The organism is Variovorax sp. Varisp41, from assembly GCF_047325085.1.
Taxonomy (GTDB): domain Bacteria; phylum Pseudomonadota; class Gammaproteobacteria; order Burkholderiales; family Burkholderiaceae_C; genus Variovorax.
This window is the reverse complement of sequence record NZ_CP168540.1, coordinates 56,324-74,500: the sequence shown is the minus strand read 5'-3', so window position 1 is coordinate 74,500 and position 18,177 is coordinate 56,324. Positions and strand designations below refer to the sequence as shown.

Annotated in this window: 20 protein-coding genes; 6 read left to right on the top strand and 14 right to left on the bottom strand. The window is 70.1% G+C overall.

What is annotated here, in order from left to right; all coding sequences use genetic code 11:
* The first annotated feature begins 121 nt into the window (after nucleotides 1-121).
* Nucleotides 122-1,099: a hypothetical protein gene (locus ACEN9J_RS00335; protein WP_413762973.1), complete on the top strand. Its 978-nt coding sequence runs from the start codon at nucleotides 122-124 to the stop codon at nucleotides 1,097-1,099.
* Here the strand turns inward: ACEN9J_RS00335 and ACEN9J_RS00330 are convergent, their stop codons facing one another.
* Nucleotides 1,100-2,017, bottom strand: a complete 918-nt coding sequence (locus ACEN9J_RS00330) for a DMT family transporter (protein WP_413762972.1) — start codon at nucleotides 2,015-2,017, stop codon at nucleotides 1,100-1,102.
* Between the two features lie 125 nt (nucleotides 2,018-2,142).
* On the opposite strand from ACEN9J_RS00330, the gene ACEN9J_RS00325 reads away from it, so the two are divergent.
* Complete coding sequence (locus ACEN9J_RS00325) at nucleotides 2,143-3,033, top strand: LysR substrate-binding domain-containing protein (protein ID WP_413762971.1); 891 nt, start codon at nucleotides 2,143-2,145, stop codon at nucleotides 3,031-3,033.
* Here ACEN9J_RS00325 and ACEN9J_RS00320 read toward each other — a convergent pair.
* Nucleotides 3,030-3,815: an AraC family transcriptional regulator gene (locus ACEN9J_RS00320; RefSeq protein WP_261216091.1), complete on the bottom strand. Its 786-nt coding sequence runs from the start codon at nucleotides 3,813-3,815 to the stop codon at nucleotides 3,030-3,032. The genes ACEN9J_RS00325 and ACEN9J_RS00320 overlap by 4 nt on opposite strands.
* 94 nt (nucleotides 3,816-3,909) lie before the next feature.
* Here ACEN9J_RS00320 and ACEN9J_RS00315 point away from each other — a divergent pair, with 94 nt between their 5' ends.
* Both ACEN9J_RS00315 and ACEN9J_RS00310 read left to right on the top strand, forming a co-directional pair.
* The gene (locus ACEN9J_RS00315; protein WP_261216092.1) at nucleotides 3,910-4,701 is read left to right on the top strand and encodes an SDR family oxidoreductase; all 792 of its coding nucleotides are present in this window, start codon (nucleotides 3,910-3,912) and stop codon (nucleotides 4,699-4,701) included.
* A gap of 3 nt (nucleotides 4,702-4,704) precedes the next feature.
* Entirely contained in the window at nucleotides 4,705-5,574 is an 870-nt protein-coding gene (locus ACEN9J_RS00310; RefSeq protein WP_413762970.1) for an NAD(P)-dependent oxidoreductase, read from the top strand.
* 15 nt (nucleotides 5,575-5,589) lie between these two features.
* On the opposite strand, the gene ACEN9J_RS00305 is transcribed toward ACEN9J_RS00310, so the two are convergent.
* Nucleotides 5,590-6,588 (bottom strand): Hsp33 family molecular chaperone HslO, encoded by a 999-nt coding sequence (locus ACEN9J_RS00305; RefSeq protein ID WP_261216095.1) that lies wholly within the window; start codon nucleotides 6,586-6,588, stop codon nucleotides 5,590-5,592.
* A 37-nt stretch (nucleotides 6,589-6,625) separates the two neighbouring features.
* The gene (locus ACEN9J_RS00300) at nucleotides 6,626-7,150 is read right to left on the bottom strand and encodes a gamma carbonic anhydrase family protein (RefSeq protein WP_057595925.1); all 525 of its coding nucleotides are present in this window, start codon (nucleotides 7,148-7,150) and stop codon (nucleotides 6,626-6,628) included.
* A gap of 50 nt (nucleotides 7,151-7,200) precedes the next feature.
* Here ACEN9J_RS00300 and ACEN9J_RS00295 point away from each other — a divergent pair, with 50 nt between their 5' ends.
* Nucleotides 7,201-8,013, top strand: coding sequence for a ferritin-like domain-containing protein (locus ACEN9J_RS00295; RefSeq protein ID WP_413762969.1), 813 nt, complete (start codon nucleotides 7,201-7,203; stop codon nucleotides 8,011-8,013).
* A 9-nt stretch (nucleotides 8,014-8,022) separates the two neighbouring features.
* On the opposite strand, the gene ACEN9J_RS00290 is transcribed toward ACEN9J_RS00295, so the two are convergent.
* From ACEN9J_RS00290 to phnD, 8 genes are all read right to left on the bottom strand, one after another.
* Nucleotides 8,023-8,490, bottom strand: a complete 468-nt coding sequence (locus ACEN9J_RS00290; RefSeq protein WP_413762968.1) for a MaoC family dehydratase — start codon at nucleotides 8,488-8,490, stop codon at nucleotides 8,023-8,025.
* Nucleotides 8,491-8,573: 83 nt separating this feature from the next.
* Nucleotides 8,574-9,707, bottom strand: a complete 1,134-nt coding sequence (locus ACEN9J_RS00285) for a thiolase family protein (RefSeq protein WP_261216107.1) — start codon at nucleotides 9,705-9,707, stop codon at nucleotides 8,574-8,576.
* A 91-nt stretch (nucleotides 9,708-9,798) separates the two neighbouring features.
* Nucleotides 9,799-10,380, bottom strand: a complete 582-nt coding sequence (locus ACEN9J_RS00280) for a TetR/AcrR family transcriptional regulator (protein ID WP_413762967.1) — start codon at nucleotides 10,378-10,380, stop codon at nucleotides 9,799-9,801.
* Between the two features lie 76 nt (nucleotides 10,381-10,456).
* Nucleotides 10,457-11,464 (bottom strand): Bug family tripartite tricarboxylate transporter substrate binding protein, encoded by a 1,008-nt coding sequence (locus ACEN9J_RS00275; protein ID WP_172705653.1) that lies wholly within the window; start codon nucleotides 11,462-11,464, stop codon nucleotides 10,457-10,459.
* A gap of 20 nt (nucleotides 11,465-11,484) precedes the next feature.
* Nucleotides 11,485-12,465 carry a Bug family tripartite tricarboxylate transporter substrate binding protein gene (locus ACEN9J_RS00270; protein WP_296723635.1) on the bottom strand — a complete coding sequence of 327 codons (981 nt, stop codon included), beginning with the start codon at nucleotides 12,463-12,465 and terminating at the stop codon, nucleotides 11,485-11,487.
* A gap of 95 nt (nucleotides 12,466-12,560) precedes the next feature.
* Nucleotides 12,561-13,382 (bottom strand): phosphonate ABC transporter, permease protein PhnE, encoded by an 822-nt coding sequence (gene phnE, locus ACEN9J_RS00265; protein WP_413762966.1) that lies wholly within the window; start codon nucleotides 13,380-13,382, stop codon nucleotides 12,561-12,563.
* Nucleotides 13,379-14,209, bottom strand: coding sequence for a phosphonate ABC transporter ATP-binding protein (gene phnC / locus ACEN9J_RS00260; protein WP_057595919.1), 831 nt, complete (start codon nucleotides 14,207-14,209; stop codon nucleotides 13,379-13,381). Before phnC ends, phnE begins: the two co-directional genes overlap by 4 nt.
* Entirely contained in the window at nucleotides 14,206-15,069 is an 864-nt protein-coding gene (phnD, locus tag ACEN9J_RS00255) for a phosphonate ABC transporter substrate-binding protein (RefSeq protein WP_057595944.1), read from the bottom strand. The genes phnC and phnD overlap by 4 nt, the downstream gene beginning before the upstream one ends.
* A gap of 225 nt (nucleotides 15,070-15,294) precedes the next feature.
* Between phnD and ACEN9J_RS00250 the strand changes: the two genes are divergently transcribed.
* Nucleotides 15,295-16,194, top strand: a complete 900-nt coding sequence (locus tag ACEN9J_RS00250) for a LysR substrate-binding domain-containing protein (protein ID WP_057595918.1) — start codon at nucleotides 15,295-15,297, stop codon at nucleotides 16,192-16,194.
* Nucleotides 16,195-16,203: 9 nt separating this feature from the next.
* Here the strand turns inward: ACEN9J_RS00250 and xerD are convergent, their stop codons facing one another.
* Both xerD and ACEN9J_RS00240 read right to left on the bottom strand, forming a co-directional pair.
* Entirely contained in the window at nucleotides 16,204-17,115 is a 912-nt protein-coding gene (xerD, locus tag ACEN9J_RS00245; RefSeq protein WP_057595917.1) for a site-specific tyrosine recombinase XerD, read from the bottom strand.
* 73 nt (nucleotides 17,116-17,188) lie between these two features.
* Nucleotides 17,189-18,163, bottom strand: a complete 975-nt coding sequence (locus ACEN9J_RS00240) for a tripartite tricarboxylate transporter substrate binding protein BugE (protein ID WP_057595916.1) — start codon at nucleotides 18,161-18,163, stop codon at nucleotides 17,189-17,191.
* Between the last annotated feature and the right edge of the window lie 14 nt (nucleotides 18,164-18,177).

Genomic DNA, 18,177 nt, shown 5'->3' with positions numbered 1-18,177 from the left:
GGCCGCCGCGCCCGCGCGGTGCCCTCCGACATGGCGCCGTCCGGCGCTGCGCCATCCTCTAAGCTTCGGCGTTCGTTGCCCGTTGCCGTTGTTTCCCCTCTTCCTCTTGCCTGGAGACCCGATGCCTCTTCGCCGCCGCTTCCGCACCGCCGCCCTCCTCGCCACCGCCCTCGCGGCCTCGGTGCTGGTCGGCGCCGCCGCCAGCGCGGCCCCGTTGCGCGCCACGGTCGAGAATGGCACCACGCCCACCGCCTGCGCCGAGGAGGACAACGTCTCGCTGGTGCTGCGCGGCGAAGGCATCCGGCGGCTGCGCATCGAGGCGCTGCAGCCGTCCTACCTCGACAGCATCGGCAACGACGTCACCGCGCCCGACTTCTCGGGCTGCAACTTCGACGGCGGCGAGCATCCCACCGACCCCGCGCACCGCTTCGAGCCGCGCACCGTGGTGCTGCTCGACAACGCGCAGTGGCGCATCGTCGGCATGACGCTCGCGAGCTTCTGGCGGCCGCAGCGCGTGCCGGTGCGCGTGGGCACCGTCAGCGACCGCGGCTTCCACCTGCTGCAGGTGTTCCGCAAGGAAAACGGCAAGGCGCTCGAGGCGCTGGTGCTCTATCCCTCCGACGGCTACTGGCGCATCAAGCCCCTGCCCGAGGCGCGCTTCGGCGACGGCGTCTACGGCTCCTCGTTCCTGCTCGGCCCGGTCGAACAGGCCGGCCGGCCCGTGGTCGACATCGCTTCGATCCGCATCGTGCCGAAGCCGCTGTCGATCCACCTGCGCTTCGCGCGCGGCGGCAGCGCGGTCGCCAACGTCGAGGAGATCAGCCGCGAACGCACCGCGCTCGACGTGCGCTTCTCGGCCCCCACGCGCGAGGCAAGGCCCTTCGCGGTGCTGCGCTCGATGTACGTGACGCCCGACAACGCCGACGTCAGCGAGGTGCGCTGGCAGGCCGCGCCCGAGGCGCCGCCGGTCGCGACACCGCTGCCCGAAGTGAAGACGCTCGAAGGCACGCAGTTCCGCTTCGGCCGCAGCCTGCCCTCGAAGCACAACACGAGCGCGCCCGACATCTTCTTCGGGGGCTTCGACAGCAGCCTTCGCTAGCTAGCGACGCGCCGCGCCCGTCACCACCAGAGCGACACCGCTCATCACGAGCCCGATTCCCGTCAGCGTGAGCCAGGCCGGTACCTCCCCGAGGAACACCGCGCCGATCAGCACGGCCAGCGCGGGCGCGAGCGCACCGAAGATGGCGGCCCTGGGCGCACCCAATCGACGCACGGCCTCCGTGTAGAAATACATCCCGAGGATCGCCACCAGGATCCCTTGCGCGACTACCTGGAAGCCGACGGCCGATGGCGGCGCCGTGAAGATGTTCGGCGTGAACCCGAAGAAGTAGACCGGCGTGAACAGCACGGCGGAGCACACGTTGACGAGCGCCGTCGCATGCCAGGGGCTGATGCTCGAACGGCGCTGTGCGACGGTGAAGCTCGCGAAGCACAGGCCCGCGAGCAGGAACAGCAGGTCTCCTCGCCACTCTCCCGCGGCGCGATCGGCGAGCAGTGCATAGCCGCCGATGCACAGCACACCGGCGACGACGGTCGCCATCCCGCCCAGCTGCCGCTGGGTGAATCGCTCGCCGAACAGCAGGCCCGACAGCACCGCCACCCAGATCGGCATCGTGCCGATCATGAGCGTGGCGACATGCGAGGCCGGTGCGAACTGCATGCCCACCGAACCCAGCAGCATGAAGGGCACGCCCGCGCCGAGGACCATGATCGAAAGGCGCACCATGCCGATCTGCGCGACGCCCAACCCCTTCCGGGCGAGCACCGGCCACAGGAAAAGCGCCGAGACGCCGAAGCGCAGGAAGGTCACGTCGTGCGGCCCGAGGCTGGTGGTCACGGCGAACCGCGTGGCGACCGACCAGCTCGACCAGATCAGCGCCACCGCGAGGCCGCAGAACACGCCGATGACCAGCGATCGGCGCGCCGCCGGCGCACCGGCCTCTTCCACGACTCCCATTTTCATGACGATCCCTGGTGCCTGATTCAGGCCCGTGCCTTGTTGAAGTTGCAGAGAACTCTAAAGAGAATGGCGCTCGCAAGAAAACGACAAATAGAGAACGAACCGTTCAGGGAAGGCGATGTATGGAGTTCTCGGATCTGCAGATCTTCAGGACCGTGGTCCGCACCGGCGGCGTGGTGCGGGCGGCGGAAACCCTTCACCGCGCACAGTCGAGCGTGACCGCGCGCATCCAGGTGCTCGAGGAAAAACTGGGCGTGCAGCTGTTCCTGCGCGAAGGGCGCCGCCTTCAGCTTTCGCCCGCGGGCAAGATACTGGTCGGCTACGCGGACCGCATGCTGGACCTCGCGAAGGAAGCGGTCCAGGCGATCCAGTCCGATCGCCCCAGCGGCGTGCTGCGGCTGGGCGCGATGGAAAGCACGGCCGCTGCCCGCCTGCCGGAGCCGCTGGGTCGCTTCCACGATCGCTATCCGGACGTGGCCCTCGAGCTCTATTCGGGCGATCCGCGCGAGCTGATCAAGCAGGTCCTCCGTACGGACCTCGACGCCGCCCTCATCACCGATCCGATCCCGGACCGCAGGCTGGAAACCCTCGCGATCTATGACGAGGAACTGGTGATCGTCGCCGAAGCAAAGCACGGCAGCATCGCATCGCCGAAGGACCTGTCGTCGAAGACGATCCTCGCCTTCCACCCCGGCTGCCCGCACCGCAAGCGGCTCGAGGACTGGTTCCTGCGCGGCCGCGTCACGCCGGGCCGGATCGTGGAGGCGGGCTCGTACCACCTGATCCTGGGCTGCGTCGCTGTCGGCATGGGCATCGCGCTGATTCCGCACAGCGTGCTCGACAGCTACGCCGAGCGCGACCGGCTCAGCGTCCATCCGCTGCCAGCGAAGTTCGGCCGTGCCAAGACGAGGCTGGTCTGGTTGCGCGACACGCCCCAGACCAAGATCCTCGCGCTGTCTTCCGTGCTGCTGGAAAGCAACGAGACGAAGAACGCCCCGTTGGACGACGCCTAGCCGGCGCGCCGCACCTCGCCCGGCGTCACGCCGAGCACGCGCCGCATGCAGCGCGCCATGTGGCTCTGGTGCGAGAAGCCGCTCTCCAGCGCCACCTGGCTCGCGGGCAGGTCGCTGCGCAGCAGCAGGCCGCGCGCGCGGTCGACGCGGCGGTGCACCACGTACTCGTGCACCGGCAGGCCGGTCGAGCGCTTGAACAGGGTCTTGAGGTGCGAGGCGCTGAGGCCCGCCACGTCGGCCAGCGAGGACAGCGAAAGATCGCCGTCGAGGTGGGCCTCGATGTGCTCGGTCACGCGGCGCAGCTGCGGCCGCGTGAGGCCGCGCGCGGGCACGGGCTCGGGGCGGCGCTGGCCGCTCAGCAGGTGCACGGCCAGCGCGGTGCCGAGGCTGTCGGCATACAGGGTGCCATTGGCAAAGCCCGCGCGGCGCTCGGCGTCGAGGGCCCAGGCGATGTGCTCGATGTGGGCATCGCGGAACTGGTGGCGCTGCGCGAGCGTGGCGCATTCGGCGGGCAGCCCCATCTCGTCGGCCGTGCGGCGCAGCAGCGCGGTCGACACGCGCAGCATCAGCGAGGTGCTCGCGGCCTCCTCGTGCCACACGTCGCTCACGCCCGCGGGCACGATGTCGAGGTCGCCGCGCGTGTAGAGGAAGCGGTGGAACTGGCAGGCACCGGCCACCGGCGCGCCCGTGTGGAGCTTGATGCGGTGCTCGGGCAGCGGCTCGTAGCCGACGATGCCGGCGGGCGTCTGCCGCAGTTCGATGCGCAGGTCGGTGTCGCTCATCGGACCATTATCGGCCGCGCGCCGTCGTCCGTTCGTGCTCGGGGCTGCCCGATCGTGCGCGACCGCGCGCCATGCGCGCGGAATCATCGCGGCCATGAACACCACTCTCCACCAAGACAGCAACACCCGCTACCGCGGCAAGACCGCCGTCATCACGGGCGGCACCATCGGCATGGGCCTGGCCACGGCCCAGGCGCTGCTCGCGGGCGGCGCCCGCGTGATCCTGACCGGGCGCAATCCGAGGAACCTCGAGGCCGCGCGCCACGCGCTGGGCCCGCAGGCGCAGGTGCTGGCGAGCGACGCCGCCTCGCTGGCCGACATCGATGCGCTCGCGGCCACCGCGCGCGAAGCGCTGGGCCATGTCGACCTGCTGCACATCAACGCCGGCATCGCCACGCTCGAGCCCTTCGAGCAGGTCACGGAGGCCGGCTACGACCGTGCCTTCGCGATCAATACCAAGGGCGCCTTCTTCACGGTGCAGAAGCTCGCGCCGCTGATGAAGCCCGGCGCGTCCATCGTCTTCACCTCGTCGATCGCCGACGAGGGCGGCATGCACGGCATGGGCGTCTACAGCGCGACCAAGGCCGCGCTGCGCTCCTTCGCCTCGGGCTTCGCGGCCGAGCTGGTCGGGCGCGGCATCCGCGTCAACGTGGTGAGCCCGGGCTTCATCGACACGCCCACGCTCGGCGTGGCCGATGCCACGCCCGCCGAGCGCGCGGAGTTCGTGCGCCTGGGCGACCAGATCACGCCGATGCGGCGCCACGGCAGCGCCGAGGAGGTGGCGCGCGCGGTGCTGTTCCTGGCCTTCGACGCCACCTTCACCACCGGCGCGCGGCTCACGGTCGACGGCGGCCTGGGCCAGAACCTCAGCCCGGCGCAGGACTGAACAATGAGCACCACCAACGTCTCCCTGATCGGCCTCGGACCGATGGGCATCGCGCTCGCGCGCGCCCTGCAGCGCGGCCACACGCTCACGCTGTGGAACCGCACGCCGAGCCGCGCCGAAGCGCTGCTCGGCCAGGGCACCGTGCTCGCCGCCGATGCGCGCGCCGCCGTCGCCGCGAGCCCCGTGGTGCTGGTCTGCGTGGCCGACTACGCGGCCTGGCGCGCGATCCTCGCGCAGCCGGGCGTGGCCGATGCGCTGCGCGGCAAGCTGCTGGTGCAGCTGAGCACCGGCACGCCGCAGGATGCGCGCGACGACTGGGCCCGGCTCGACGGCGTGGGCTACCTCGACGGCGCGCTGCTCGCCACGCCCTCGCAGATCGGCCGGCCCGACACGCCGCTGTTCGTCTCCGGCGAGGAGCGCGCGCTCGCGGCCTGCCGGCCGGTGCTCGAGGCCATCGCGGGCCACATCGCCTACCTGGGCGAGCCGATCGGCAACGCCGCCGCCTGGGACCTGGCCACGCTCTCGTGCATGTTCGGCGCGATGGCCGGCTTCTTCCACGGCGTGCGCATCTTCGAATCGGAGCAGTTGCCGGTGCGGGACTTCGCACGAATGATCGGCACCATCTCGCCCGTGATCGGCGAGATGATCCGCGCCGAAGGCGAGGACATCCATGCCGAGCGCTACGGCGAACCCGAGAGCTCGATGGCGACCTGCGCGGGCTCGGGCCGGCTGTTCGTGCGGCAGGCGCGCGAGGCGCGGCTCGACGCGGGCTTTCCCGATTTCCTGATGGGCTGGTTCGACCGTGCGCTCGCGGCCGGCTATGCGAACGAGCGGCTCGCGGCGATGGTCAAGGTGCTGCGGCAGCCGGGCTGAACGCCCGGCACCGGCTTACTGCACCACCGGCGTGCCGGGGATCTGGTCGCCCGGCGGGCGGAAGATCTGGGCCGCATCGACCGCGTCGAAGCGGTACTGCTTGCCGCAGAAGTCGCAGCCCACCTCGATATCGCCGCGCTCGGCGAGGATGCTCTCGGCCTCCTCGGCGCCGAGGCCGCGGATCATCTGCGCCACGCGCTCGCGGCCGCAGGTGCAGGCGAAGTGCGGGCCCAGCATGCCGCGCTGCGGCTCGAAGCGCAGCAGCTTCTCTTCCCAGAACAGGCGCCGCAGGATGGTCTCGACGTCGAGCGTGAGCAGCTCCTCGCGCGTGAGCGTCGAGGCCAGGATCGAGATCCGGTTGTAGTCCTCGTTGCGGCCGATCTGGTCCTCGTTCGCCTGGTCGCGGTCGGCCGGCGCCGTGCCTTCGAGGTTGCCCTCGCCCTTGACCGGCAGGCGCTGGATCAACAGGCCCGCCGCCACCTTGTCGTCGGCCGCCAGTACCAGCGTGGTGTCGAGCTGCTCGCTCTGCAGCATGTAGTGCTGCAGCACCTCGCTGAGCTTGCCGAGCTTCTCGCCCTCGTCGCCGAACAGCGGCACCACGCCCTGGTAGGGCTGCTGGCCCGGCAGCTTGTCCTTGGGGTCGAGCGTGATCGCGCAGCGGCCCTTGTTGTTCACGTTGACCATGTCGGGCAGCCGCGCATCGGCTGGCAGCTCGCCGATGGTCTTGGCGGTGGCGCGCAGGCTCAGGTCGGGCTTGACCTCGGCCACGGCCACCTTCACCGGGCCGTCGCCGAAGATCTGCAGGATCAGCGCGCCGTTGAACTTGATGTTGGCCTGCATCAGCGTGGCCGCGGCCGTCATCTCGCCGAGCAGCTCGACCACCGGCGGCGGGTAGGCGCCGGTGGCGGTGTTGGAGGCGCGCCGCGCGAGGATCTCCTGCCAGGCATCCGTCAGGCGCACGATCATGCCGCGCACCGGCAGGCCATCGAACAGGAATTTATGCAGCTCGCTCACAACGGGGTTCTTTCTTCGGGTGCCCTCGCGCGCAGGCTCAGGCGATCTTCTTCAGGCCGGCCGCGAAGCGGCGGGCGTTCTTGACGTAGTGCTCCGCGCCCTGGCGCAGCTTGGCGGCGGCCGCTTCGTCGAGCGTGCGCACCACCTTGGCGGGCGATCCCAGGATCATCGAGTTGTCGGGGAATTCCGAGCCCTCGGTCACGAGCGCACCGGCGCCGACGATCGAGTTGCGGCCGATCTTCGCGTTATTCAAGACCACCGCCTGCATGCCGATCAGCGTGTTGTCGCCGATGGTGCAGCCGTGCAGCATGACCTGGTGGCCCACCGTGACGTTCTCGCCCACCGTCAGCGGGCAGCCGATGTCGCAATGGAGCACCGACAGGTCCTGGATGTTGCTGTTGCGCCCGATGGTCATGGCTTCGGTGTCGCCGCGCAGCACGGCGCCGAACCAGACGTTCGCGTTCTCGGCCAGCGTCACGCGCCCCATCACCTCGGCGCTGTCGGCGACCCAGGCGCCGTCGCCGAGTTGCGGCGCCACGCCGTCGAGTTCATAGAGGGCCATCGTGGGAGTCTCCGGAAAGGGAAAGAGGGGTGAAACCTAGAATTGTAGGGATGCACCCCCGATTGAGCGCCCTGGCCGCGCTGCGCCTCACCGACCCCGACGAAAAAGTGGCGGCAACCCGCGCGCTGGCAACGCACATCGCTAGCGAAACCATAGCAGACGAACCCGTGCGCGTGCCCGGCGACGAGTTCGGCGTGCCGGGCCGGCCCGAGCGCCCGCTGCGCGTGTCGGCCATGGCGGTGGGCAAGCGCTCGCCGTTCAACACCGAGGGCCGCGCGGCGCTGGTCCATTCGATCTGCCACATCGAGTTCAACGCCATCAACCTCGCGCTCGACGCCGCCTGGCGCTACGACGGCATGCCCGCGCGCTACTACCAGGACTGGCTGCGCGTGGCCGATGAGGAGGCGCAGCACTTCACGCTGCTGCATGCGCACCTGCGGACCATGGGCTGGCGCTATGGCGACTTCACCGGCCATGACGGCCTGTGGAGCATGTGCGAGAAGACGCGCGACGACGTGCTCGCGCGCATGGCGCTGGTGCCGCGCACGCTCGAGGCGCGCGGGCTCGACGCCACGCCGCTGATCCAGGCCAAGCTCAAGCGCGTGAACACGCCCGATGCGCTGCGCGCGGTCGAGATCCTCGACATCATCCTGCGCGACGAGGTGGGCCACGTGGCGATCGGCAACCACTGGTACCGCTGGCTCTGCGAGCGCGCGGGCATCGATGCCGAGGCCGCCTACCCCGAGCTCGTGGCGCGCTACGAGGCGCCGCGGCTCAAGCCGCCGTTCAACCTCGAGGCGCGCACGCGCGCGGGCTTCAGCGACGAGGAGCTCAAGGCGCTGGGCGGCGGCAGCGCCGCCTGACGCCCGAAGTCAATCCGGCTTCTTCATCACCACCAGCTTGGGCGAGAAGTGCTGCAGCACCTCGCCGCGCTGGTTGCGCGTCTCGCAGCGCACGCGGACCATGGCGCGGCCCGGCTTGGAGCGCGAGGGCACGATCTCGACGATCTCGCTGACCACGTGCAGCACGTCGCCGGGCCGCGTGGGCTGCGGCCAGCGGATCTCGTCGCCGCCCGAACCGATGATGCCGTCGGCCAGCGGAATGCCGCTGTCGACCAGGAGGCGCATGGTCACGGCCGCCGTGTGCCAGCCGCTCGCGGCCAGGCCGCCGAAGAAGGTGCGCTTGGCGGCCTCCTCGTCGGTGTGGAAGGGCTGCGGATCGAACTGCAGCGCGAAGGCCTTGATCTTCTCGGCGTCGAGCGCGTATTCGCCGCTGGTGAAGCGGTCGCCCACGGCGAGGTCGTCGAGGTACAGCCTGGGGCGGGTGGTGGTGTCGTTCATGGTGCGTTCCTCCTTCGCAAGATGGCACGGCGGCATTGTCGCCACCGTGCCGGTCGTGCCGTGTCGCGCGGGCGCCCGGATGCTCAGACGCGCTCGAGGATGGTCGCGATGCCCTGCCCGCCGCCGATGCACTGCGTGGCCAGCGCATAGCGGCCGTTCTCGCGCGCCAGCAGCGAGGCCGCCTTGCCCGTGATGCGCGCGCCGGTCGCGCCCAGCGGATGGCCGATCGACAGGCCGCCGCCGTCGAGATTGACCGTGGCCGGATCGAGCCCGAGGTCGCGGATGCAGGCCAGCGCCTGCGAGGAGAAGGCCTCGTTGATCTCGACCACGTCGAGGTCGGCCACGCTCAGGCCCGCGCGTGCCAGCGCCTTGCGCGTGGCGGGGATCGGGCCGATGCCCATGATGGCCGGGTCGACGCCCACGGTGGCGAAGGACTTGATGCGCGCCAGCGCCTTCAGCCCATGGCGCGCGGCGAAGGCATCGCTGGTCACCAGCACCGCGGCCGCGCCGTCGGTCAGCGGCGACGAGGTGCCGGCCGTCACCACGCCATCGGCACGGAAGGCGGGCTTGAGCTTGGCCAGCGCCTCGGCCGAGGTGGTGGGACGGATGCAGCCGTCGGCCTCGACCAGCTCGCCCGAGGCCAGGCGCACCGGCACGATCTCGCCGGCCAGGCGGCCCTGCTCGCGCGCGGCGGCGGCCTTGCGGTGCGATTCGACCGCCAGCGCCTCCTGGTCGGCGCGGCTCACGTTCCAGCGCTGCGCCACGTTCTCGGCGGTCTCGCCCATCGAGATGTAGGCGTCGGTGTTCGCCAGCAGTTCCGGGCTCGGCGAGAAATTGAAGCCGCCCTGCGGCACCATGCTCATCGACTCGACGCCCACGCAGAGGAAGGCCTCGCCCATGCCGGCCTCGATCTGCGCGGCGGCGATGTGCACCGCCTGCATCGACGAGCCGCAGAAGCGGTTGACCGTCATGCCACCCACTTCGTGCGGCAGGCCGGCCAGCAGGCCGACGATGCGCGCGAGGTTGTTGCCCTGCGAGGCCTCGGGATAGGCGCAGCCCAGGACGATGTCCTCGAGCAGCGCGGGATCGAGGTCGGTGCGCTGCAGCAGGCCCCGGACCACGCCGGCGGCCAGCGTGTCGGGACGCACCTCGGCCAGCGCGCCCTTCTTCGCGAAATGGAACGGCGAACGGGCATAGGCGGAAATGACGGCTTTCATGGTGTGCTCCTAAAAACTACCATCCAATCGGTAGGCTGACAGGTCAAAAAAAGAGGCACGCGGGGCGTGCCTTCGGGTGGATGCCGGGGCGTCAGACGGGCAGCGAACTCCTCAGTTGCGCGACCGCGTCGTCGAAATCCTCCACGCGGCCGGTCATGCGCGCCGCGATCAGCGCGCCCTGGCAGACCGCGAACACATAGGCCGCGAGCGCCGCGGGGCCCCCGCCCTGGAGCCGCTCGGGCGCCAGCGCGCCGAGCACGCCGCTCAGCCACAGCACCTGCTTCTCGCGCAGCTCCTGGACCGTGAGACGCAGCTCCTCGTTGGTGCAGCCCCAGCCCGGCGCCAGCGCCCCCGCGGGACAGACGGCCGAACCGGCCTTCAAGCCATTGCGGTACATGCGGAAATAGGCGTCGAGCGACTCGCGCGGCGTGCGCGACTTGGCCTCGTCCCAGCGGCGGAAACCCTGGATCGCGTCGCGCAGCACGGCCACGCCCAGCGCTTCCTTGGACGGGAAGTGGTGGTAGAGGCTGGCCTTGCGGATGCCGACCGCGTCGGCCACGTCCTGGAAGCTGAAACCCAGGTACGAGCGCGTGGTGATGAGCTCGCGCGCCGCGCCCAGGATCTGGTCGCGCGTGCTGCCGGTGGCGAGTGCCGCTGAGGAGACGCTGCTCATGATGTTGCCTACTATAAGGTAGGGGAAAAGGAGGGCCTATCGCGTGGGCGACAAGCCCGCGTCGCCGCCGGGGTTCTCAGTCCGCCTTGATCCCGGCCGCCTTCACGATCCTGCCATTGCTCTCGAACTCGCTGGCGATCTCCTTCGCGAAGTCGGCCGCGGGCCCGCCCGTGGGCACGTTGTCGGTGGCCGTGAGCTTGGCGCGCAGCTCGGGGCTGGCCAGCGCCTTGTTGATCTCGGCGTTGTAGCGCGCGAGCAGCGCCGGCGGCGTGGCGGCCGGCGCGAACACGCCGAACAGCGAGTTGATGTTGGCCGCCTTGTAGCCCAGCTCGCCCAGCGTGGGCACCTGCGGCAGGCTCTCGAGCCGCGCCGGCGCGCCCACCGCGAGCGGCCGCAGCTTGCCCGACTGGATGTGCGCGCCCAGCGTGGGGCTGGCGTTGGTCGAGAGGATCTCGAACTGCCCGCCCAGCGCATCGTTGAGCTGCTGGCCGCCGCCCTTGTAGGGCACGTGCGTGATGTCGACGTTGGCGGCCGAGCGCAGTTGCTCGAGCACGATGTGGCCCAGCGACGCCGGCCCCGAGGTGGCCCAGCGCACCGCGCCCGGATGGGCCCTGGCATCGTCGAGCAGCGCGCGGAAGTCCTTCGCCTTGCTCGCGGGCGTGGCGATCAGCAGCACCGGCGAATACATCACGCTGGCCACCGGCGCCACGTCCTTCAGCGGATCGAAGGGCAGCTTGCCCAGGTGCGGGCTCAGCACCAGCGGGCTGATGGCCGAGAAGCCCAGGGTCGCGCCGTCGGGCGCGGCCTTGGCCACCGCGTCCATGCCGATCGCGCCGCTGGCGCCCGCGCGGTTCTCGACCACCACCGTGGTGCCGAGCTGCGCCGCGAGCCGGTCGCCGAGCGCGCGCGCGACCACGTCGCTGACGCCGCCGGCCGGATAGGCCACGATCAGCCGCAGGGTCTTGGGCACGGCCGGAGTCTGGGCCGCCGCGGTGCCGCAGAGGAAAGCGCCGGCCGCGGCCAGCGAGGCGAGCACCGCGGTGCGGCGCGTCGGGAAGAAGAAGGAATGCATCGGATTCGTCATGGCCCTCGAGTCTGCCTCCATCAGTCGAGCTGCAGCTTGCGCTCGCGGATCAGCTTCGACCATTTCTCGTTGTCGGCCTTCACGAAGGCCGCGAACTCGGTCGGGCCCAGCGAATGGACCTCGGCGCCCGCCGCGGCGAACTTGGCGCGGATCGCCGGCTGCGCGAGCGCCTTGGCGAGTTCGCCCGCGAGACGGTCCACCACGTCCTTCGGCATGCCCGCCGGTCCCACCAGGCCCTGGAAGCCCACCGACTCCATGCCCGCGAGGCCCAGCTCCTTCACGGTCGGCACGTCGGGCAGCTGCGGATCGCGCTGCGGCCCGGTCACGGCCAGCGCCTTGAGCTTGCCGCCCTTCACCTGCGGCAGCAGCACGCTGCCCGCGTCGATCAGGATCTGCGTCTGCCCGCCGATCAGGTCCTGCACCGCGGGCGCGCTGCCCTTGTAGGGCACGTGCGTCATGTCCAGGCCCGTGACCTGGTTCATCAGCTCGCCGTTGAGGTGCGTCGAGGTGCCGTTGCCGCCCGAGGCGAAGTTGACCTTGCCGGGCTGGCCCTTGGCCCAGGCCACGAATTCCTTCAGGTCCCTGGCCGGATGATCGGGCCGCGTCACCGCGATGTAGCTGCCCTGGCTGATCTGGCCGATGTAGGTGAACTGCTTGATGGGGTCGTACGGCGGCTTGCTCTGCAGGTACGGCGCGATCGCGAACGGCCCGGTGTTGGCCAGCAGCAGCGTGTAGCCGTCGGCCGGCTGGCGCGTGAGCTCGGTGGCCGCGATCATGCCGCTCGCGCCGGGCTTGTAGTCGACCACCAGCTGCTGCTTGAGCGCCTCCTGCAGCGGCACCTGCACCGTGCGCGCCGCGAAGTCGATGCCGCCGCCGGGCGGGTAGCCGACGATCAGGCGGATGGGCTTGGCGGAGGGGTAGCCCTGGGCCAGGGCGGGGCCGATGGTGGCGGCGGTCGCGGCCAGCGCGAGGCCGGCCAGGAAGACGCGGTGGATCCTCATGTCGATGTCTCTCGTGTTCGAAAGCCGCCGATTCTGCGGCAAGCCGCGGCACGGCCTCGAAGCACGAGAGACAGGGCGCGCGGCCCGCCGCGGCCTCAGGAACGGCTGCCCTGCTGGATCCAGGCGCGCAGCCGGGTCGAGAGGTAGTCGGCGGTCATCACCATGACGACGATGACCAGGATGCAGGTCGCCGTGTCCTGGTACTGGAACAGCTTCATGCTGCCCACCAGCTCGAAGCCGATGCCGCCCGCGCCCACCATGCCCAGCACCGTGGCCTGGCGCAGGTTGGTCTCGAAGCGGTAGACGATGACGCCGATCCATGCCGTCACGACCTGCGGGATCACGCCGAAGACGATGGTCTGGATCGGGCCCGCGCCCGTGGAGCGCAGCGCCTCGATCGGCCCGTGGTCGATCTCCTCGATCGACTCGGCGAAGAACTTGCCGAGCATGCCCGCGCCATGCAGCGCCAGTGCCAGCACGCCCGGAAAGGGCCCGAGGCCGACCGCCGCCACGAAGATCAGCGCGAGGATGATCTCGTTGATGCCGCGCGTGATGTTGAGCACCTGCCGCATCGCATGGAACACCGCCGGGTTCGGCGAGATGTTGCGCGCCGCGAACAAGCACAACGGCACCGCGAGCACCACCGCCAGCAGCGTGCCCCAGAGCGCGATCTGCACCGTCTCGATGGCGGGCTTCACCAGCTTGCCCATGAACTCCCAGTTGGGCGGCAGCATGCGGCCGAGGAAGTCGGCGATCCACGGCATGCCCTTGGCGAGCTCGCCGAAGCTCACCTGCGCGCCGATCGCGGCCCACCAGAGCACGCCGAGCCCGGCCGCCGCGGCGACCAGGTACTTCCACCAGCCGGGGTTGCCGTCGCTGCGGGCGATCAGCAGGTTGTAGCGTCCGATCGCGATCATGGCTGCTCCAGGGCGAGTTGCTGGACCGGCGGCAGCGCCGGCGCGTGCGCCGCGGCCAGGGCCGCGTCCTCCTTCGGTTCCCCCGGGTCGGGCTCGAGGCCGCCCGGATAGATGCGCTGCAGCACCTCGTCGGTCAGCGCGTCGGGCCGGCCCTCGAACACCACGCGTCCGCCCGCCACGCCGATCACGCGCTGCGCGAACTCGCGCGCGTAATCGACCTGGTGCAGGTTGCAGATCACGGTGATGCCGTCCTCGCGGCTGGCCTGCCGCAAATAGTTCAGCACCTTGCGCGAGGTCTTCGGATCAAGGCTGGCCACCGGCTCGTCGGCCAGGATCACCTTGGGCCGCTGCGCCAGCGCCCGCGCGATGCCCACGCGCTGCTTCTGGCCGCCCGAGAGCGTGTCGGTGCGCAGCTCGGCCTTGTGGTCGAGCTCGACGCGGCGCAGGCACTCGCGCGCGATCGCGATGTCGCGCGCCGGAAAGACCTGGAACCACGAGGCCAGCGCCGGCATCGAGCCCAGCCGCCCCGTCAGCACGTTCTTCAGCACCGACAGGCGCGGCACCACGTTGTAGTGCTGGAAGATCATCGCCACGTCGCGGCGCACGCGGCGCAGCCCCGCGCGATCGCGCCGCACCGGCTCGCCGTCCACCCGCACCTCGCCCTGCGTGGGCTCGGCGAGCTGGTTGATGCAGCGAAGCAGCGTCGACTTGCCGGCGCCCGAGGCACCGAGGATGACGACGAACTCGCCCTTGCCGACCGCGAGGTCGACCTGGTGGAGCGCGGTGAAGTCGCCGTAGCGCTTGCAAAGGCCGCGGATCTCGATCATTTCATCTTCCCCAGGTCGAGCTTCAGGATCCTGGCCGTGTCGCGGATCACGTTGTAGGCCGCGTCGTTGGTCGGATGGAAGCCGTTGAGCAGGCCCTGGTCGGACCAGGGGATGTCCTTCACCTGCAGGAAGGCCGCCTGCACGCGCTGCTTGAGATCGGCGCCGAGGTCCTTGCGCCAGACCGTGGGCGATTCGGGGATCGGCTCGGAGCGCCAGACCTCGACCAGGTCCTCGCGCTTGACCAGCCCCTTCGCCACCGCGGCATCGAGGATGCGGTCGGCGATGGCGGCCGCGTCGACCTTGCGGTTCTGCACCGCGATCGCGCTCGAGTCGTGCGAGCCCGAGAAGATCACGCGGCCGAAGTCCTTGTCGGGATCGAAGCCGGCCTTCATCAGCCCCGCCTTGGGGAACAGGTGGCCCGAGGTGGAACTGGGATCGACGAAGGCGAAGGTGCGGCCCTTGAGGTCCTTCACGCTCTTGATGCCGCTGTCCTTGTGGGCCACCACCTGGCTGTAATAGAAGGTGCGGCCGGCCTTCTTGGTCTCGGCGACCGCGAAGGCCTCGATGTCGGCCACCGTGGTGCCCAGCACGTACGAGAACGGGCCGAGGTAGGCCACGTCGAGCCGCTTCGAGCGCAGCGCCTCGATCACGCCGTTGTAGTCGGCCGCCACGAAGGGCTTGACCGGCATGCCGAGGCCCTGGGCCAGCATGTCCATCATGCGCTGGCTGTTGGCGATCATCGCGCGCGAATCCTCGGAAGGAATCAGCCCGACCGTGAGCGCCTGCTGCGCCCTCGCCGGTGGAAGGAAGGCCGCGCCCACGGCGGCGGCCGTGCCGAACAGCAAGCTTCTGCGTTTCATCATCTGTGTCTCCAGTCTTCTGCGGTTCCGGTCCCTCGCGCCGCCGTCGTGGCGGCCCGAGGATTCGTGGCGTTCCGGTCGTCTTTTTTCGTGCCGACCTGGAGCACCTGGCGGCGAGTACATCACTGGCCCATTCATCGATCCAATTCAAATTTTTTCGTCGATGTATTCAATGAACCTATAGTCGGGTTCATCGAGAATTCCCGCTTTTTCCGGAGCCGCCGCATGCGCCTGACCCAGCTTCGTTCCTTCTTCGCGGTGGCCCGCGAAGGCAGCTTCACGCGCGCCGCCGAGAGCCTGCACGTGAGCCAGCCCACCATCACGACGCAGGTGCGCTTTCTCGAGGAGGCCTACAAGGTCGAGCTGTTCCACCGCCGCGGCCGGCGCGTGCAGCTCACGGTGATGGGCGAGCAGCTGATGCAGCTCGCGCAGCAGATCTTCAGCCTCGAGGCCGATGCGGTGAACCTGCTGGGCGACGCGGGCGAGCTGCGCACCGGCCACCTGCGCGTGGCGGCCGTGGGGCCCTATCACGTGACGAAGATGCTGGTCGACTTCAACCAGCGCTATCCCGGCATCAAGGTGACGGTGAGCACCGGCAACTCGCAGGACGTGCTGAACCAGCTGCTCGACTACAGCGCCGACGTGGGCGTGCTCGCGCAGATGGTGCGCGACGAGCGCTTCCTCGCGGTGCCCTTCATGAAGCAGCCGGTGGTGATCTTCGTGCCCTCCTCGCACCGCTTCGCGCGCCGCCGCGCGATCCGGCTGGCCGAGCTCGAGGGCGAGCGGCTGATCATGCGCGAGCAGGGCTCGACCACGCGCAAGGCGCTCGAGCTCGCGCTCGACAAGGCACGCATCCGCGCCGACGTGGTGATGGAGATCGGCAGCCGCGAGGTGATCCGCGAAGCCGTGCTGCAGGGCCTGGGCATCGCGGCGGTGTCGGAGGTCGAGTACGTGCCCGCGCCCGACCTGCATCGCGTGGCGATCAGCGACACCGAGATCTTCACCTCGGCCCATGCCCTGTGCCTGGCCGAGCGGCGCGACATGCGCATGGTCAGCGCCTTCTTCGACACCCTCTCGCCCGCGCTCTCGGCCGCGCCCGAGGGCCGGCGGCGCAGGAGCCACTGAGCGCGGGCCTCAGCCGCGCGGATGGTGCTGCGCGTGCAGCTGCTTGAGCCGCTCGCGCGCCACGTGCGTGTAGATGGTGGTGGTCGAGATGTCGGCGTGGCCCAGCAGCATCTGCACCGCGCGCAGGTCGGCGCCGTGGTTCAGCAGGTGGGTCGCGAAGGCATGGCGCAGCGTGTGCGGCGACAGCGGCACGTGGATGCCGGCCGCGGCCGCCTGCTTCTTCACGATGACCCAGAACATCACGCGCGTCATGCCCGCGCCGCGCGCGGTCACGAACAGGTCGGGCGTCTGCTGGCCGTCGAGGATCACGGGGCGCGACTCCTCGATGTAGCGCTCGATCCAGCGCCGCGCCTCGCCGCCGAAGGGCACCAGGCGCTCCTTGCTGCCCTTGCCGAGCACGCGCAGCACGCCGTCGTTGAGGCTGATGTCGATCACCTTGAGCGAGACCAGCTCGCTCACGCGCAGCCCGCTCGCATACATCAGCTCGAGCATCGCGCGGTCGCGCAGGCCCAGCGGCGTGTCGACGTCGGGCGCGCCGAGCAGGTCGTCGACCTGCTTCTCCGACAGCAGCTTGATCGCGCGCGGCATCTGGCGCGCCGGCATCAGCCGCAGGCTCGGGTCGGCCACGATGCGGCGCTCGCGCAGCGCCCAGCGGTAGTAGCGCTTGAACACCGTGAGCCGCCGGTTGGCCGAGGTCGCCTTGCCCTTGGCCGACAGCCGCACGCCCATGTAGGCCTGCAGGTCGGCCTCCTGCGCGGCGCCGAGCTTCATGCCGCCGCGCTGCTGGTCGAGCCAGTGCGCGAACAGCGCGAGGTCGCGCCGGTAGGCGGCGAGCGTGTTCTTCGACAGGCCGTCCTCGAGCCAGAGGGCGTCGATGAACTCGTCGATGTCGGGGGTGGGTGCGGCGGCGGCCTCGGTCATGGGTGGGCAAGATAGCAAAAAAAAGGGCCGCTCCCCGCGACGGGGGACGGCCCTTCTTTTGGCTGGCGTGGAATCAGTCGAGCTTGAGCTTCTGCTTGGCCACCACGTCCTTGTAGACCTCGTACTCGGCCTTGATCTGGGCCGAGAACTGCTCGGGCGTGTTGGCCACGATCAGCGAGCCGGTGTCCTCGATGCGCTTCTTCACGGCCGGGTCTTCCACCGCCTTCTTCACGCCGGCGCTGATCTTGTCGACCACTTCCTTCGGCAGGCCCTTCGGGCCGAGGATGCCGTAGTAGGCCATGCGGTTCACCGGCTCGAGGCCGACTTCCTTGAAGGTCGGCACGTTCGGCAGCGCGGCCAGGCGCTGCGGCGCCGACACCACGATCGGGACCAGCCGGCCGCTCTGGATGAAGGGCATGGCCGAGGGGATGTTGTCGAACATGATCGGCACCTGGCCGGCCACCACGTCGTTGAGCGCCGGGCCCGCGCCGCGGTACGGGATGTGCGTGACGAAGGTGTTGGTGAGGCTCTTGTAGAGCTCCATCAGCAGGTGGCCGATGCCGCCCGTGCCCGACGAGGCGTACGAGTACTTGCCGGGGTTCTTCTTGAGCTCGGCCACGAACTCGGCGTAGTTCTTCGCCGGGAAGCTCGGGTTGACCGCGATGATGTTCGGCGTGGCCGCGATGTTGATGATCGGCGTGAAGTCGTTGATCGGGTCGTACGGCGTCTTCGGGTTGATGGCCGGGTTGGCCGCCGTGCTCGACACCGTGGCCACGCCGAGCTTGTAGCCGTCGGGCGCCGAGCGCGCCGTCTCGGCCGCGCCCACGATGCCGCCGCCGCCGGCGCGGTTGATCACCACCACCGGCTGGCCCAGCACCTTGCCCAGCGGATCGGCCACCACGCGCGCCACGATGTCCGTCGTGCCGCCCGGGGCGAAGGGAACGCTCAGTTCGACCGGCTTGTTGGGATAGCCCTGGGCGAAGGCCGGGCCCGCGACCGCGACCAGCGCGGCGGCACCGACGAAGGCACTCCATTGGCGACGTTGCATCGATTACTCCTTGA